The organism is Paralteromonas sediminis (assembly GCF_003820355.1).
Lineage (GTDB): Bacteria > Pseudomonadota > Gammaproteobacteria > Enterobacterales > Alteromonadaceae > Alteromonas_F > Alteromonas_F sediminis.
Genome location: NZ_RPOK01000003.1, coordinates 317,046 through 333,554, shown reverse-complemented (window position 1 = coordinate 333,554; position 16,509 = coordinate 317,046). Strand labels below are relative to the sequence as shown.

General features: G+C 46.9%; 11 protein-coding genes. 5 read left to right on the top strand and 6 right to left on the bottom strand.

What is annotated here, in order from left to right; genetic code table 11:
* Window positions 1-66: 66 nt before the first annotated feature.
* A complete protein-coding gene (locus tag DRW07_RS10610; protein WP_124027891.1) occupies window positions 67-2,073 on the bottom strand; it encodes a winged helix-turn-helix domain-containing protein in 2,007 nt (668 codons plus the stop codon).
* A 123-nt stretch (window positions 2,074-2,196) separates the two neighbouring features.
* On the opposite strand from DRW07_RS10610, the gene DRW07_RS10605 reads away from it, so the two are divergent.
* Window positions 2,197-4,014, top strand: coding sequence for an alpha/beta hydrolase (locus tag DRW07_RS10605; protein ID WP_124027890.1), 1,818 nt, complete (start codon window positions 2,197-2,199; stop codon window positions 4,012-4,014).
* Between the two features lie 27 nt (window positions 4,015-4,041).
* Here DRW07_RS10605 and DRW07_RS10600 read toward each other — a convergent pair whose 3' ends face one another.
* Window positions 4,042-4,599, bottom strand: coding sequence for a PepSY domain-containing protein (locus DRW07_RS10600; RefSeq protein ID WP_124027889.1), 558 nt, complete (start codon window positions 4,597-4,599; stop codon window positions 4,042-4,044).
* A 224-nt stretch (window positions 4,600-4,823) separates the two neighbouring features.
* Window positions 4,824-6,302, bottom strand: a complete 1,479-nt coding sequence (gene ilvC / locus DRW07_RS10595; RefSeq protein WP_124027888.1) for a ketol-acid reductoisomerase — start codon at window positions 6,300-6,302, stop codon at window positions 4,824-4,826.
* Window positions 6,303-6,428: 126 nt separating this feature from the next.
* Here ilvC and ilvY point away from each other — a divergent pair, with 126 nt between their 5' ends.
* The gene (gene ilvY, locus DRW07_RS10590) at window positions 6,429-7,301 is read left to right on the top strand and encodes an HTH-type transcriptional activator IlvY (RefSeq protein WP_124027887.1); all 873 of its coding nucleotides are present in this window, start codon (window positions 6,429-6,431) and stop codon (window positions 7,299-7,301) included.
* On the opposite strand, the gene DRW07_RS10585 is transcribed toward ilvY, so the two are convergent.
* Together DRW07_RS10585 and DRW07_RS10580 are read right to left on the bottom strand one after the other, a co-directional pair.
* Window positions 7,269-8,789: a YifB family Mg chelatase-like AAA ATPase gene (locus tag DRW07_RS10585; protein ID WP_124027886.1), complete on the bottom strand. Its 1,521-nt coding sequence runs from the start codon at window positions 8,787-8,789 to the stop codon at window positions 7,269-7,271. The two genes, ilvY and DRW07_RS10585, sit on opposite strands and share 33 nt — an antisense overlap.
* Before the next feature lie 81 nt (window positions 8,790-8,870).
* Window positions 8,871-9,482 (bottom strand): trimeric intracellular cation channel family protein, encoded by a 612-nt coding sequence (locus DRW07_RS10580; protein WP_124027885.1) that lies wholly within the window; start codon window positions 9,480-9,482, stop codon window positions 8,871-8,873.
* A 245-nt stretch (window positions 9,483-9,727) separates the two neighbouring features.
* On the opposite strand from DRW07_RS10580, the gene DRW07_RS10575 reads away from it, so the two are divergent.
* The 3 genes from DRW07_RS10575 to ilvA are packed head-to-tail and all read left to right on the top strand — an operon-like array spanning window position 9,728 to window position 14,052.
* Complete coding sequence (locus DRW07_RS10575; RefSeq protein WP_124027884.1) at window positions 9,728-10,660, top strand: branched-chain amino acid transaminase; 933 nt, start codon at window positions 9,728-9,730, stop codon at window positions 10,658-10,660.
* A gap of 15 nt (window positions 10,661-10,675) precedes the next feature.
* The gene (gene ilvD / locus DRW07_RS10570; RefSeq protein WP_124027883.1) at window positions 10,676-12,526 is read left to right on the top strand and encodes a dihydroxy-acid dehydratase; all 1,851 of its coding nucleotides are present in this window, start codon (window positions 10,676-10,678) and stop codon (window positions 12,524-12,526) included.
* Window positions 12,523-14,052: a threonine ammonia-lyase, biosynthetic gene (ilvA, locus tag DRW07_RS10565; RefSeq protein ID WP_124027882.1), complete on the top strand. Its 1,530-nt coding sequence runs from the start codon at window positions 12,523-12,525 to the stop codon at window positions 14,050-14,052. The genes ilvD and ilvA overlap by 4 nt, the downstream gene beginning before the upstream one ends.
* A gap of 7 nt (window positions 14,053-14,059) precedes the next feature.
* Here the strand turns inward: ilvA and plsB are convergent, their stop codons facing one another.
* Entirely contained in the window at window positions 14,060-16,498 is a 2,439-nt protein-coding gene (gene plsB / locus DRW07_RS10560) for a glycerol-3-phosphate 1-O-acyltransferase PlsB (RefSeq protein WP_124027881.1), read from the bottom strand.
* Between the last annotated feature and the right edge of the window lie 11 nt (window positions 16,499-16,509).

Here is a 16,509-nt window from a genome sequence, read left to right as displayed (position 1 = left end):
GCAATATATAAAATTGACGTCATCAAAGAAAGTCTATGGCCGTTTGCCCTTAGCATAGACAATAAACTAATTGAAAACTAAGGCCTGAATATCACCTTGTAAGGGTTGCAACTGGGCATAGACAATACTTTTCTCATCTTGACTGACAACGTATTGATGAAGAAATCTGTCAGGTGTTGGCATAACAAGATGCTCGGCTCCTGAATCCAGGTCAAACCGCCAAATACCTGAGTCGGGTCGGTAAAAGTATACTCGGCCATTTATGAGTTGCCAGTTGAGCCAGTTAATATTCTGGAAGTCTTCCACAAGCTTACGCTCTTGCCCATTGTCTAATGCCCAAAGACCATCGTGGTTACGCTTGGAGTAGATCAGGCGTTCTTGGTGCATATAACCGCTGTATCCGCCTTGCTGGGTAATTTGATGATGTTTTTGATTTGCCTTATCAAACAACCATATTTGCCATTGGCCTGACTTATTGCTGCTGTAGATAACGCGATTGGCGGTGGCATGATAATTCGCGACATAGGCCTTGTGGTTTGCTTCAAACACGCTAGTGACATTCTGAGCATCTAGATTATATTCATATAATGCACCTCCACGTTCAAACAGCAGGAACTTTCCGTCTGGGCTGGAGGTAAAACGTCTGAATCCAAATTCAAAAGGTGCAGGTAGGGAGGCGGAAACCTTGTTTTTTAATTGCCATAAGTCATGCGTGGCCAACGCATCCGAAATAAAAATCAAACTACCGTCAGGCATTAAACGGGGAAGTCGGTTTAAGGCTGCGCTGCTATGGATGACTTGCGTTGATTGGTCGTTCACACTGTAACGAAAAAGAGTGCTGCGAGGTTGATACTGAGTGGCTAAAATACTGGGGTGTTGGCCTGACATGCTGCCTGTGAGTGATTCGATGGGGTAGCTGAACTGCTTAACCAGCCTGGTAATCTGGTCGTCTGCCAATAGGTGTAAGTCTCTTTTATTGGCGACAAAGAGCTGCTCATTCTCTAACGCCCACGCCATGGCGTTTACAGTATGCGAAAGAGAATAGGTCGACTTTGTGACAAGTGAAACGGTATCCAGCACATGGATTTCGCTTTGTTCAGAGCCTAGATATCTGGCAAAAGCCAGTAAGGGCAGTGAGGGGTGTGAAGCCAGCAAAAAGTCACCCTTCATCTCACTTAGCCCAACAGGCAAAGACACTTGCTCTAGCGCCTGAGTAGCTATCTTCAGTTTATAAATGGAAAACGGAGAAGCGTTACTCTCTCTTGCTTGAAGGAACAGCGCCTCTTCATCATGGGCCCAAGCGAGCTTAACATCTGAAAATCGGTCACAGTTGAAGACAGTATTTGCATTTGCCCCATTGATATCTGTGGTCAGAACCCTACACTGGCCGTCATCCTGCGTGACCAGCGCGATGTTTGCTGACAAAGGGGATAAGCGAACAGAAGATACGCCGCCGAGTGGTAGAGGGATGATTACTGGCTCAGTATTCGCGCGCTTTAGCAATAACTGACGTTCACCGTCTTGAGTGTGAGATACATACAACACATCGCCATTTGCTGCACTGCTCAGTTGAATTTCAACACCGTCATGAGCGCTAAACCGCATTAATTGAGAGGAGACGTGGTGCCCAGTTGAGGATTCTTCCTCTATGGCTGAATGCCACATGTTGTAGGCTAGGGCGATACACACTGTGAACACGACTACACTAAGGAGTAGAGCAATCGTCGACCTATTTGGTTTTGCTTGCTTCTCTTTTTTTGACGGTGCCTCTTTAACTTGCGCACTAAAACGGTACCCAAATTTAGGTTTGGTTTCTATAAAAACGGCATTTGGTACCAAGCGCTCGAGATGGTGACGCAGTTTTGAAATGGCTTTATTGACAGCGCCATCCGTGATCACCTGCCCTTGCCATGCCAGTGCGACCAACTCGTCTCGTGATAACACTTTGTCTCTGTGGTCTATGAAAACGGTCAATAGTTGAAAGGATTTGGCTTCTAGAAATACCTTGTTTTCACCGTGAGATAGGCTGCGATCTTCGGTGTTAAAGACGATTCCATTGATGAGGTATTTCATTAGTAATTATATGATTATTCGTACTATTTTGCTTGGTAAGCAAAAGGTAACAGAAAATTCCGCAAAGCGTTATGATGTCAATGTACCAGTTTACGTAACCTCTTGGCAAAACAGGAGGAACAAATGAAAAAATCAAGATTACTTTGCTTATGCGGTTTGCTAAGTCTGATGGTAGGCTGTGGTTCAGCGACCAAACCCGATACCAGTTTACCCCCAGAGCAGGGAGATAACCCTCCCACCAGTGTGAGAAACACGCTCAATGGTTTGCAGTATACGTTAGCAATGCCAAAGGGGGGCCTTAAGCAAGGAAAAGCCTATAAGCTACTTCTTGCTTTTCATGGGTCTGGCGGTACGGATTCAGGTATGCAGAATATGGCCCGTTTTGAGCAGCTCAGTGACGATTTTCTGGTGGTATACCCCAAGTCTCAGGAAGTAGAGTGGGATGAAGGATGTGAATGTAACATCGCACACAGGCTTGGTGCGAAAGACGTTGAGCGAATAACTCAACTGATTGATGAACTTCACAACACCTACACGCTGCTCCCCAATGAAAACTATGCGGTAGGTTTTTCTCAGGGAGGGTTGTTTAGTCAGAATATGCTTTGCAAACACAGTGCGCTTTTTCGTGCAGTTGTAACTGTAGCCGCGCCTATGTCAGAGCAATTGCACGCAAATTGCCATGTGAACACCCCAACGCATTACATGTTAATTCAGGGTACCCGAGACCAGGTTCTGCCTTATTACGGAAGAAAAGACAACAATTTTGGCCTTATTTCTGCGCCTGAAGCCGTGCAATTTTTTGCCTATCAAAATATGCAGGCACCGGAATACAGTGAGCAGGTTATCAGTAGTCGAGTAACAGAAGCCGTATATCAACAAGGTGATATGGTGAATAAATTGGTCAGCATTGAGGGCGGTGAACACAGCTGGTCTTTTGAGGGGTACCGCACCAGTGAACAGGTACTCACATTCTTCAATCAAAGCAGTGCTTATCCGCTACCTGATTCGTCTTCACTTTATTCTGTAGGTTCCGATTATTATCATGTGAGAACCTTGGGGGACAGCACAGAGAAAGGCGACATAGTGATCCTGTCTGGTGCAAATCGTTTTTTTCATAGCGATTCTGCCTGGGCCGCGTTGATTCAGCCGTTGCTGGCCGAACATGCCAGAGTGCATGTTATTGACAGATTGGGCAATGCATGGAGTTCGAATACGGATGCGCCGTCGTTTTCTCGGTTTGCCACAGACTTGCCTGTCTTACTCAAACAACTAGGTAGTAAACAGGTGACGTTTCTTACTTTTGCAAATGGCAACCTTGCTGCCTTGATGTATTTAAATCAGGATAACCCTGATATTAATGTGAAAGGAATGGTATGGGTAGACCCTGATATTTTACTACCACACGCTGTTGCACAGTATCAAAGTGGTGCAGTGGCGGGTTTACGTAAATACCGAGATGAATATATTGCTCACGTCGCCGAAGGTAATTGGACAACAAAATCGGCAGACAGGATAGCCATAGAACGGCAAGAGATCGCTGCGTTAATTCCACCACACCGACAACCAACAATGGACTGGGCGTATTACGATAAAGTGACGGCACTCAGAGTGAATCTAACCCATCAGTTGGTGCGCATAAAGGAGATGATGCACTACCATGATGATTTAAATACCGCTTTGAATATGCAGCACCAAATCACAGTCCCAATTAGTGTGATAGACAGCGACTTTGAACGGCTGGACATTGCGCAGGCCTCTGATGAAGTCAGGCCGAGACTGGTTAAGTGGCAACAACAAGGCACACAGTGGAGTAAAGACATCACTTATCAAACTGGCGGACAATACTATCCGCTGGAAAATGCCTCTCATCAGGTGTTGTTTGAACATCCTGACGTGGTGTTGAGGGCAGTATTGGCGATGACAAACAATGACAATAACTAGCTGATATACCGCATTAGCGATGATGTGTTAGCTGATTAATACAACCAATAAAAAGGAAGCAAAACCAATCAGGGACGATGTTAAGGCTAGCTTTTTTAAGTGTGGTACTTGAAGAGCCATCATAAAGCCAGATACAAGTAAAAGCCCTAAGGATATGGCAAATAGTGACGCGAATATCTTGAATGCAGTTCCGCCTTTCGCTTTGTGCAATTGAACAAATGTGCGATACCAACTTGTGTGCTTGATGGTGAGTATCGCCTTTTTTTCGGTTGGCCCAGGCATTAAGGTAATGTCTTTCGACGAACCTGACCACTCTAAGTAGAAGTGCTGTCCAATGGTTTTTATCTTTGCCTTGCCTTCCGGCTTTGAGAGACCTTTACTAGACAACTCTGATAATGCCAGCGCTTTCAATACATCAACATCAGACGTTAACGGGGTTTGTAAAGCAATGTCATAAGATTCTTCATTATAACTTCCCTTTATACCCCACGTGTAAAGCGAGCCCGTTAAGGCAAACATCACAGTAACTGGCAAAATAAAGGCGGCAAGTATGGAATGCACTTTCATTAACTGTGGGCGCTTCATGGCAACGGAACCCTTTGAGACCAAAAGTTTACGTTGGCATTATATCTATTAGTGTGCAGGACGTGTGGAAAACTAAGCTGATGTTTGATTTGTATCATAGTTTGACCGTTAACTATTTCTGAAGGGAAAAACAAAAAAAGCCCGGCCAAAATGACCGGGCAAAAGGGCTTGGTTTAAGCACCTAACGACAGAAAAAGGTTCTCGCTGCCAAGCGGATCAAGGATTTATTCAACAATTGCTTTCATATCAGTCATGTACTGACGCAATTCAGCCCCGACCACTTCCACGCCGTGTGAACGGATGGCTGCGTTTACATCTACGAGTTTTTTGTTTTCTACAGAATTAGATTTCACGGATATTCCTTTGCCGATAACGTCTGTAGAAACTGACGGCATAAAGGATTCGCGTAATAATGGTATCGCGGTATTAGCAAACAAATAGTTGCCGTACTCCGCAGTGTCTGAAATCACAACGTTCATTTCATACAAGCGCTTACGTGCGATGGTGTTTGAAATCAGCGGAGTTTCGTGCAGTGACTCATAATACGCGGATTCAGGCAGAATTCCGGCTTCGACCATGACATCAAATGCTAATTCAACACCGGCTTTTATCATGGCAACAATAAGGATGCCGTTATCAAAAAACTCTTGTTCATCAATGCTACCGGTATAGTTAGGCGCATTCTCAAAGCCTGTTTGGCCAGTTTCTTCACGCCATTTCAACAAGTTTGCGTCGCCATTGGCCCAGTCTTCCATCATAGTGCGGGAGAATTCTCCGCTGATAATGTCGTCCTGATGTTTCTCGAAAAGTGGGCGTAACTGCACTTTAAGTTTTTCGCTCAATTCGTGTGCGACCAATTTTGCCGGGTTACTCAGGCGGTCCATCATGTTTGTTACACCGCCAATTTTTAATGCTTCGGTAATGGTTTCCAGACCTTGCTGGATTAGCGCACCGGCATATGCCGCGTCAACGCCTTCTGCTGTCATCTTTTCGAAGCAGAGTACAGCGGCGGTTTGTTGCATACCGCACAATATTGTTTGCTCGCCCATCAAATCGGATTTTACTTCCGCAACAAACGACGATGCCAGAACACCCGCTCGGTCACCGCCAGTTGCACTTGCCAGCGCTTTAGCAATATCCCAGCCCTTATTCTGCGGATCATTTTCAGGATGTACGGCAATCAGTGTCGGCACACCAAACCCGCGCTTATATTCCTCACGCACCTCTGTGCCAGGACATTTAGGCGCACACATGACAACCGTGATATCACTGCGAATTTGCTGACCTTCTTCAACAATGTTGAAGCCGTGTGAATACCCTAATGCAGCACCTTCTTTCATTAACGGCATCACGGTTTCAACCACGTTAGAATGCTGTTTGTCAGGGGTTAAGTTGTATACTAAATCTGCTGTTGGGATGAGTTCTTCATATGTACCAACGGTAAACCCATTGCCTGATGCACGTTGGAACGAATCGCGTTTTTCATCTATTGCCGCCTGACGCAAGGCATAGCTTACATCAAGACCTGAGTCACGCATGTTCAACCCTTGATTCAGGCCTTGTGCACCGCAGCCAACGATGACAATTTTTTTGCCTTTGAGCGCATCACAGCCCGCCACAAATTCATCGCGACGCATAAAACGACACTGACCAAGTTGAGCAAGTTGATCGCGCAAAGATAAAGAGTTGAAGTAATTAGCCATAATTTTCCTATTCAAACTTTTTCATCGAAATAACAAGCGTTCGACGATGGTTGTGACTCTACGCTAGTCATAGTGTTTTTAAAAATGATATATTCGCAATACAGTGTTGCAAATAATGAAATAATAATGGATTTTCGTAGTCTTCAGCTGTTCCGACATCTGGCTTCAAGCTTGCATTTTGGCGAAACCGCCTCGGCGCTTTACGTTTCACCCTCTACCTTAAGCCGAATTATTCAACGGATGGAAGATGAATGCGGTTGCAGTTTGTTTACCCGTGACAATCGTAGCGTCACTTTAACCCATGCTGGTGAACGCATGGCAAGGTTTGCCGACAGTGTGCTGGGCGAATGGGAAGGCTTACAACAAGATATGCAAAGGGAACAAACCCAACTGCAAGGTGAGGTGTCTTTATACTGCTCAGTAACCGCGAGTCAAAGCCACTTACCTAACATTATTCGGCAACTTGCAGTGAAGCATCCAATGGTAACGCTCAAACTTCAGACCGGCGATCCCGCGTTTGCCATACGGCATGTTGTAGAGAAGCAGGTTGACGTTTCCATTGCTATCAAGTCACCGCAAATAACCAATGACTTGCATTTTATGCCTTTAGACGACGTGCCTTTAGTCATGATAGCACCACGGCAGTGGCGCATTAGCAGCTTGGAGTCGGTTGATTGGGCGTCACACCCTGTTGTTATGCCTGAAACGGGTCCATCAAAAGGGGTGGTTTATCAATGGTTTAAAAAACAGGGTATCCAGCCCAACATTTATGCGAATGTCGGCGGTAATGAAGCCATTGTGTCTATGGTAGCGTTGGGCTGTGGATTGGGGTTTGTGCCGCAAATTGTACTCGACCACTCAACCGCAGCCAGCCAAGTGTCGCGCGTGCCAGTGCGAGACATAGGTGCCTACACGCTGGGCTTCTGCTGCTTGGCCTCACGAAAAAATCAACCTCTTGTGCAGGCCCTATTTAACATGGCTACTGAACTCTCTTATTAGTTTGTCCAATGCTCTGTAGCTCATGGCTTCAGCAAAGTGATTGCGACCCACAGCATCACAATTGGCCATGTCAGCAATAGTGCGTGCAATGCGCAAACAGCGATGGAATACCCGCAAAGACAGTTCAAGTTGTAGGGCAACGTCTTGAAAGTATTGCACATCGGCGGTGGTGAGTGCGCAGGCTTCTTCAAGTTTGTCGATGGGGAGTTGAGCGTTTAAACAGCCTTGCCGTAGTCGTTGCTTTTCTCTTGCCAACTCGCATTGGTTATACGCTTCTTGCGCCGTAAGCGAAGAAGGTGGGCGTAAGCGTCCAAAACCAAAATCGTCGAGCTTAGGAACTTCAATTTGTAAATCGATCCGGTCTAATAGCGGGCCGGACAGTCGATTTAAATAGCGTAATATCTGGTCAGGTGAACTACGCCCATCCAGTATGTCACCCGTTGGACTTGGATTCATTGCTGCAACAAGCTGGAAGCGCGCTGGATAGCGGGCTTGTGCATTTGCCCTGGCAATGTTGATGTCGCCGCTTTCCAAGGGTTCACGCAGTACGTCCAAGGTGTGTCTGCCGAACTCTGGCAGTTCGTCCATAAATAGCACCCCGTGATGTGCTAGGCTCACCTCGCCGGGTTTGGGTGGGCTACCGCCACCCGTTAATGCAATTGACGATGCGGTATGATGCGGCCGCCGGAAGGGTCTTTGGGCCCACGTTTTCTCGTCTAACGATTGACCCGCTACTGACCGAATACTGGCGACTTCCAATGCCTGTTCGACACTAAGCGGAGGCAGTAAATCAAGTAATCGGCTAGCGAGGAGGCTTTTACCTGTGCCCGGTGGACCAACAAAAAGCAGGTGGTGGTTTCCCGCCGCAGCAATCATTAGTCCTCTTTTGGCGTGCTCCTGGCCAACAATGTCACACCAATAGGGTTCAGGAGGCGATGGTGCATGGCACGCCTTCTTACAATGGGTGAAATGTAAATGACTACCTGATAAATGGGTAAAGGCGTCTAGCAAACTGGCTACAGGTAAGCATTTCAAGCCATTGACCAAGCTTACTTGCGGCACGTTATCCTTAGGTAAAATCAACGGCGTACCCTGCTTTTGGCAGGCAACTGCAAAAGGCAGCGCACCCGCTATCGCACGTACGTCACCACTAAGAGCAAGCTCACCAAACACTTCAATATTTTCACAAGCGCTTGCAGGAATTTGCTCACTGGCACAAAGAATACCTAGCGCAATAGGGAGATCAAAGCGCCCTCCTTGTTTGGGTAAATCAGCTGGCGCTAGGTTGACGGTGATCCGTTTCGCAGGCAATTCAAAACCGCTGTTTATCAGAGCTCCTCTTACTCTGTCTTTGGCTTCTTTTACCGTGGTTTCTGCCATACCCACAATATGAAAGCCGGGGATACCGTTGGCCAAATGTACTTCAACGTTGACGGGAGGCGAATCCAAGCCAACGATGGCGCGTGTGCGAATAACAGCCAGTCCCATAACACCTCACGGGAAGTTTTACATCTGGCTAAGCCTACGCTGAGGTTTGGTGGTTTCATACTGGACACGGGGCCAGTATTGTTAAGAGTGTTGTTTAAACACGGGCACCTGCCAGTGCCAGCGCATGGCAGCAAAACGAAGCAATACCGTCGTGACGAGTGCACCAATCCCGCACCACAATGCTTCCAATCCCACAGCGAAAAGTGCTGCGTAACACAAGCCGCCAATAATACAGGTTATCGCATAAAGCTCGCCGTTAAATACCAAAGGTACTTCTCGGCAAAGAACGTCTCTGATAAGGCCGCCAAATACGCTAGTGATGGTGCCCATTGCTATGGCAACCTCCATGGGCGCACCGGTTAGCAATGCTTTTTCTAGTCCAACTACGTTAAACAAGGCTAAACCAAACGCGTCGGCAATAAGCAAGTAGTGGTAGGGAAAACGCACAGACACGCGTAACCAGATAATGGTTGCCAGTGCGGCAAACAAGGTGACATATAAGTAATCTGTGTTCTGGATCCAGAATATTGGCAGGTCCAACATCACATCGCGCAACGTTCCGCCACCAATGGCTGTCACTGAGGCCAGTACTACAACACCAAACCCGTCCATCTTTTTTTGATACGCCATCAGTGTTCCTGAAATGGAACAAACTGCCACGCCTGCCAGATTTAACCAATGGAACCAATCCATCCAAATCTTCCCTATAAAAATACTTGCAACAATAAATGCCTTCATGCTACTTATACAGGACATCCCGATATTAGCCAATCGGGTCAGCCTTTCTTGTATTCAAACTTTTCTTGAGCGAACAGCTAAGCGTCGTCTTACGTCCACTTTTGTCGAACTAATACACGTTTGATGGTTGGGACCGAGTGTTACCTAGGGTATTATCGGCCGGTAAATTTTCAGTCGATATACCGTCAAAGGACAATTTTATGGCTAAACAACCTGCAGAACACATTTGGTTTAATGGCGAAATCATGCCGTGGAAAAACGCAACCGTGCATGTTATGACGCATGCAATTCACTACGGCTCTTCTGTGTTCGAAGGCATTCGTGCATACAACACTCCGGATAAAGGTACTTGTGTATTCAGATTGCAGGAGCACAATCGCCGCCTGTTTGATTCTGCAAAAATCTATCGCATGACCATTCCATACACGCTTGATGAAATTAACCAGGCGACGCTTGATATCATTCGCGCAAACCAGCTTAAGTCCGCTTATATCCGTCCTATCGCCTTCTATGGTGACATTGGTATGGGTCTTCAGGTGCCTTTTGGGCAGGAAACTGAAGTGACAATTGCGGCTTTTGAATGGGGCGCTTACCTGGGTGATGAGGCACTGAAAAATGGTGTGGATGCGGGTATTTCTTCTTGGAACCGTTTGGCTGCCAATACTATGCCTACGGGTGCTAAAGCAGGTGGAAACTACTTATCTTCACAGCTTATTTCCATGGAAGCTCGACGTCATGGTTATGGTGAAGGCATCGCACTCGATCGCAATGGATATGTGAGTGAAGGCGCAGGCGAGAACATTTTTGTTATCCGTAATGGTGTGGTCACTACCACGCCGAAAACGGCAGCAATTTTGCCTGGCATTACTCGTGACACAGTAATGACCTTGCTAAAAGAGATGGGTTATGAAGTGCGCGAAGAAAATATTCCACGCGAGTCTATGTACGTTGCCGATGAGATCTTAATGTGCGGTACCGCGGCAGAAGTGACACCTGTTCGCAGTGTTGACGGTATACCTGTAGGTAATGGCGGTCGTGGAGAAATCACTAAAGCCGTTCAAGACCAATTTTTTGGTTTATTTAACGGTAAAACAGAAGATAAATGGGGCTGGTTGACGCCCGTTTACGAATAAATGTAGAGAGGAACTATGCCGGTTTTACGCTCGAAGACGACCACTCATGGTCGCAACATGGCTGGCGCGCGTGCTTTGTGGCGCGCGACAGGTATGAAAGATAACGACTTTGGAAAGCCAATTATTGCTGTGGCTAACTCGTTTACCCAGTTTGTGCCAGGTCATGTACACCTTAAAGATCTTGGTCAGTTGGTTGTTAAGAGCATTGAAGAAGCCGGCGGCGTTGCCAAAGAATTTAATACCATAGCGGTGGATGACGGTATCGCGATGGGGCACAGCGGTATGCTTTACAGCTTACCGTCCCGAGAAGTTATCGCTGATGCCGTAGAGTACATGGTCAATGCACATTGTGCTGACGCGTTGGTGTGTATTTCAAACTGCGACAAAATTACCCCCGGCATGTTAATGGCTGCCATGCGTCTCAATGTACCTGTGGTATTTGTTTCCGGTGGCCCAATGGAGGCCGGCAAAACCAAGCTTTCTGACCAAATTATTAAGCTCGATTTGGTTGATGCTATGGTCGCGGCCGCTGATGACAATGTGAGTGATGAGCAAACCGACCAGATAGAACGGTCAGCCTGTCCGACTTGTGGTTCTTGCTCAGGCATGTTTACGGCTAATTCCATGAACTGCTTAACCGAGGCCCTGGGTTTGGCATTACCAGGTAATGGCTCATTGCTCGCGACGCATGCCGACAGAGAAAATCTGTTTAAACAGGCGGGTAAAGTAGTAATGGATTTGTGTGAACGCTGGTACAAAAATGACGATGCAACAGCCTTGCCGCGAAACATTGCTAATTTTAATGCGTTCGAAAACGCTATGAGCTTGGACATTGCAATGGGAGGTTCCACCAATACCATTTTGCATTTGCTAGCGGCTGCCAGTGAGGGTGAAATTCCTTTTACTATGAATGATATCGACCGGTTGTCGAGAGGTGTTCCGCATTTGTGCAAGGTGGCGCCGTCAACACCCCAATACCACATGGAAGACGTTCACAGGGCGGGTGGTGTGCTTGGGATCCTCAAAGAGCTGAGCGTGGCGGGACTGCTTCATGACGACAGTCATCATATATTGGGCGGTACTATCAGGTCAGTGATTGAAACTTGGGACATTACCCGTGAGGACAATCAGGTCGCCCGCACTTTTTACAGCGCAGGACCTGCTGGAATACGCACAACAAAAGCCTTTAGTCAGGACTGCCGATATCCGACGGTGGATGATGATCGCGAAGGCGGGTGTATCAGAAGTAAAGACAAGGCTTACAGTCAAGACGGTGGCTTGGCGGTATTGTTTGGCAACCTCGCTGAGAACGGCTGCATCGTAAAAACAGCGGGCGTTGACGAGTCTATTCTTACGTTTACTGGTCGTGCGCGTATTTTTGAAAGTCAGGACGATGCAGTGACCGCCATTTTAAATGATGAGGTCGTTGCAGGCGATGCGGTAATTATCCGCTATGAAGGGCCGAAAGGTGGGCCAGGCATGCAAGAGATGCTTTATCCTACATCGTATCTCAAATCCAAAGGCCTAGGTAAAGCGTGTGCGCTTATTACCGATGGTCGCTTTTCCGGAGGCACGTCAGGGCTTTCTATTGGTCATTGCTCTCCAGAGGCGGCCAGTGGTGGTGGTATTGGCCTGGTAGAAGAAGGTGATGTGATTGAGATAGACATCCCGAATCGTACGATTAATATTGCTGTTTCCGATGCTGTATTAGCCGAACGCCGTGCAAACATGGAGGCCAGTGAAAAGCCATGGAAGCCGAAAGACAGACATCGCCCCATTTCTACCGCGCTGAAAACGTTTGCATTAATGGCAACCAGTGCTGATAAAGGTGCCGTTAGAGACGTTTCAAAACTGGAGCAGTTATGACATTGGAAGCAGCGGACTACCTAAAAAAAATTCTGCTGTCGCCTGTGTATGATGTTGCTGTCCATAGTGATCTGGACCTTTTGCCTAGGCTCTCTGCTGAGCTGGGCAACCAAATTTGGCTCAAGCGGGAAGATCAGCAGCCAGTAAAGTCGTTTAAGTTACGCGGTGCCTACAGCAGGATTGCTGCGCTCAGCGAACAGCAAAAGCAAGCCGGTATTGTAACGGCGTCTGCCGGTAATCATGCCCAAGGCGTGGCCTATGCGGCACGCAAAAGTGGCATCAACGCGACTATAGTAATGCCTGAAACTACCCCTGATATTAAGGTAGAAGCGGTTCGCCGTTTTGGTGGTTCTGCCGCCAATGTTGTGTTGCATGGCACCAGTTTTGATCAAGCGAATGCACATGCTCACGCCCTGAGTGAGAACAAAGGCTTAACGTTGGTTCCGCCTTTCGATGATCCTGACGTTATTGCTGGTCAGGGCACAATAGCTAAAGAGATCTTAGAGCAAAATCCGCATCTGGATACTTTGTTTATTGCTGTAGGAGGAGGGGGACTGGCAGCGGGTATTGCCGTTTATCTCAAGCAACTCAAGCCAGAAATTCGACTCATTGCGGTAGAAGCTGAGGAATCTGCTTGTTTACTCGCTGCAAAACGAGCCGGAAAACCAGTCACTCTGCCTAGTGTGGGGATTTTTGCCGATGGTGTGGCAGTTAAAACCATAGGAACAGAGCCATTTAGACTGTGTCAGAAATATCTAGACGATATTATTACAGTAACGAACGATGAAATTTGTGGTGCGATTAAAGATATCTTTGACGATACAAGGGTGATTGCTGAACCAGCCGGTGCAATGTCCATTGCGGCAATCCGAAAGTATGCAAAAGAATACAATCTCAGTGGCGCTAACTTAGGCGGGATCTTATGCGGTGCGAACATTAATTTTCACACCTTAAGGTATGTCTCAGAGCGTTGTGAATTGGGTGAACAAAAAGAAGCAATTTTCGGAGTGGAACTCAAAGAGCAACAAGGAGAGTTCAAACGATTTTGTGAAAGCTTAGGTGGCAGGGTACTGACAGAGTTTAATTATCGTCACAGTCATCAGCAACGTGCCAAGCTGTTTGTGGGGATCAAGTTAAAGCAGGGTTTGGAAGAATATCATGCTCTGTTAGATAGCCTTGAGGGTAAAGGCTATAAGCCAGTCGATTTATCTGATAATGAGCTTTCTAAACTTCACATCAGACACATGATTGGCGGCAGCACCAGCGTAGCCGAAGAAGAGTGTGTTTTTACCTTTGAATTTCCTGAATACCCAGGCGCACTGATGAATTTTCTCAATACCTTGGGCGAAAACTGGAATATCACCCTGTTCCATTATCGTAACCATGGCGCTGCATCAGGTTTGGTCATGGCCGGATTCTCGATAAAACCAGAAGAGCGGGCCGATTTTGACCAACATCTATTGGCCTTAGGATATGACTACGAGGAAGTTACCAACAACGCGGCTTACCAGTTTTTCTTGCGGTAGCGGTGCTTTACACCTCTACCGTCTCCAGGTGCTGTACAATTTCTGGCTCGACTAACTCAAGCACATCACGTCTCAGTGCCGTACTCTCTTCTGAAATGCACAAATTCCCATTGCCATCACTGTCTAACCAGTGATTCTCTTTCAGTGCGGCGGTGAAACTTGAGAATACGTTCTTGTCGTAGAACTCGGGTGAGCTAATACCATACAGGGCTGACAGTCGCTCAGCCACGTCCCGACTTTGTTTTTCCAGTTGGGCGCGGCCTACTGATTTGTGTTTGTGCAAGAGGGTTAGCACCACAGCATAACGCTGAAACGTTTCTCGCATACAGCGGCTAAGTAGCCAGGCCGCATTGTAGTGTTCTGAGCTGGATTCGGGAGGCGCCAAATACTTTCCCTTTTGCTGAAGTAAACCAATCTTTTTCATGGTATCGATCAGCTCTGCAGTATAAGCAAGGGCCTCATCCTGATTTCGATATAAAAACAGTTCCTTTTGCAATAGGGGGTATAGGGCCGCTACCAGTTGCAAAATTAGCGATTTTTCTGCTCGTGTACTGACAAATACCTTTGCCATAATCAATCCCGGCAAAGAAAACAGGTGGATAATATTATTGCGGTAGTAGGTAAGGAGCGCCGCGCCACCTTTAAGAGGTGAAATGAGTTTGCCAAAATCGTCCTGCTCTACGGCCAATCGCTCAAGAGACAAGGTTTCATGAAGTAGTGTGACCGCGTCTGAGTCGGGGAGAGTGGCATCCTGGCTAAAAGGCGCCTGGTTTAGCAGATCAAGAAACGCTTGCATAGCCAGCTTGAGCTCTCTTTCACTGAGCACATGATTTTTACTTGAAAGCAGGCACAAGCTGGTTAATGCCATACCGTTAACTGCCGCGTTCGTATTAATGTGCGTCATCACAGAAGAAGCCAACTCATTGACTGTGGGTGTAAGCCAAGCGGGCTTTTTATCTGGATCGCTACTGATACTCTCACGCCAGCTCGGTACCGATTGGTCCAGAAACTGGTTAAGATTGATAGGCGTGCCAAAATTAACATATCCGTGTCCATAATTTTTCAGTTTGCGAATGGCTGAAAAAATCTGGGCGGGTGATTCTTTTTTCTTACTTTTTCCCTTCAGTTCACTCTGGTAACTTTTTACTTCCATGACATTTTCATACCCGATATACACTGGGACTATGCTGACAGGGCGATTAACCCCCTTAATCACAGCCTGCAGGGTCATAGCCAACATGCCTGTTTTGGGTGGAATGAGTCTGCCGGTTCTACTTCGGCCACCCTCGGGGTAATATTTAACTGAATAACCTTTGTTGAATAACAGCTCAAGGTATTCCTTAAATACGGCCGTGTAGAGTTTGTTGCCAGCAAAACTTCGTCTTAAGAAGAATGCGCCACCACGCCTGAATATGCCCCCTGCTGGCCAAAAATTTAAATTTATGCCGGCAGCGATGTGAGGCGTGACTAAACCCTCATGATAGATGACATAAGTCAGTAGCAAATAGTCCATATGGCTGCGGTGACAAGGCACGTATATGATCTCATGTCCATTGCGAGCGAGATCCCTGACTCTGTCTGCATGACCTACACTAATACCGTTATAAATTTTGTTCCAAATAAAGGTTAGGGCTCGATCACCAAATCTGATTAAACCTTCACGATAATCTGCGGCGATTTCATCGAGGTAATCAAGTGCCTGTGTTCTGGCTTGTGATGGTGTAATTTTTTTTGCGTCAGCCTCATCGGAAATGGCATTACGAACGCTCTCAGAACCTAACACTGCATTATTTCTTTCTTGCACTTCCAGCAATGTCGGACCCGTCATTGATTGGCGTTTTCGTTGAAAGTGAGTACTAGCCAACCTGACGAGCTTTTGAGCGATGTCGGCGTCACTGCCACGTTGCTCAGCCATATTGCGGGAATGGACAGCTTTACTGTAGCTGATGAAGTTATCTCTGCCTAAAAACAAAACAATAAAAAACTTGCGTAACCAACTTGGTGTAGCCGTGTGTGTAATAAGGTCAGTAAACCCTGGTTTGCCTTTTCCTGGTGCGCGTCCCCACGTGACATAGACGGGTACGATTTGAAGGTCGATAGTGGCGTTTTCTCTGTGCCGTTGAAACAGTTCGGTGAAGACAGATTCAATCCCTGTGCTAGCTGCATTTTTCTTAAAGAGGGGTTGGGTGCCTCGCAAAAACAAACAGCGGGGGTAGGATTCGCCTTCAATGTCAAAAGATTCTGTCGGATCGGGCAACCCCAGGCGTTTGGCTGACATTGCCAAGGTCAATTGATCAGTCACAGAGTTATTGTGCATCAGATACATGACGGGCTTGGCCTTGTCCAGACCCAACTCGCTGATATTAATGGGAATATCTTTTGACCTTACCAGCCACTTTACTGGCCATTTAAATGTTTTCAGCAGTGCGTTACGCATCCACGACATGCAAATAAACC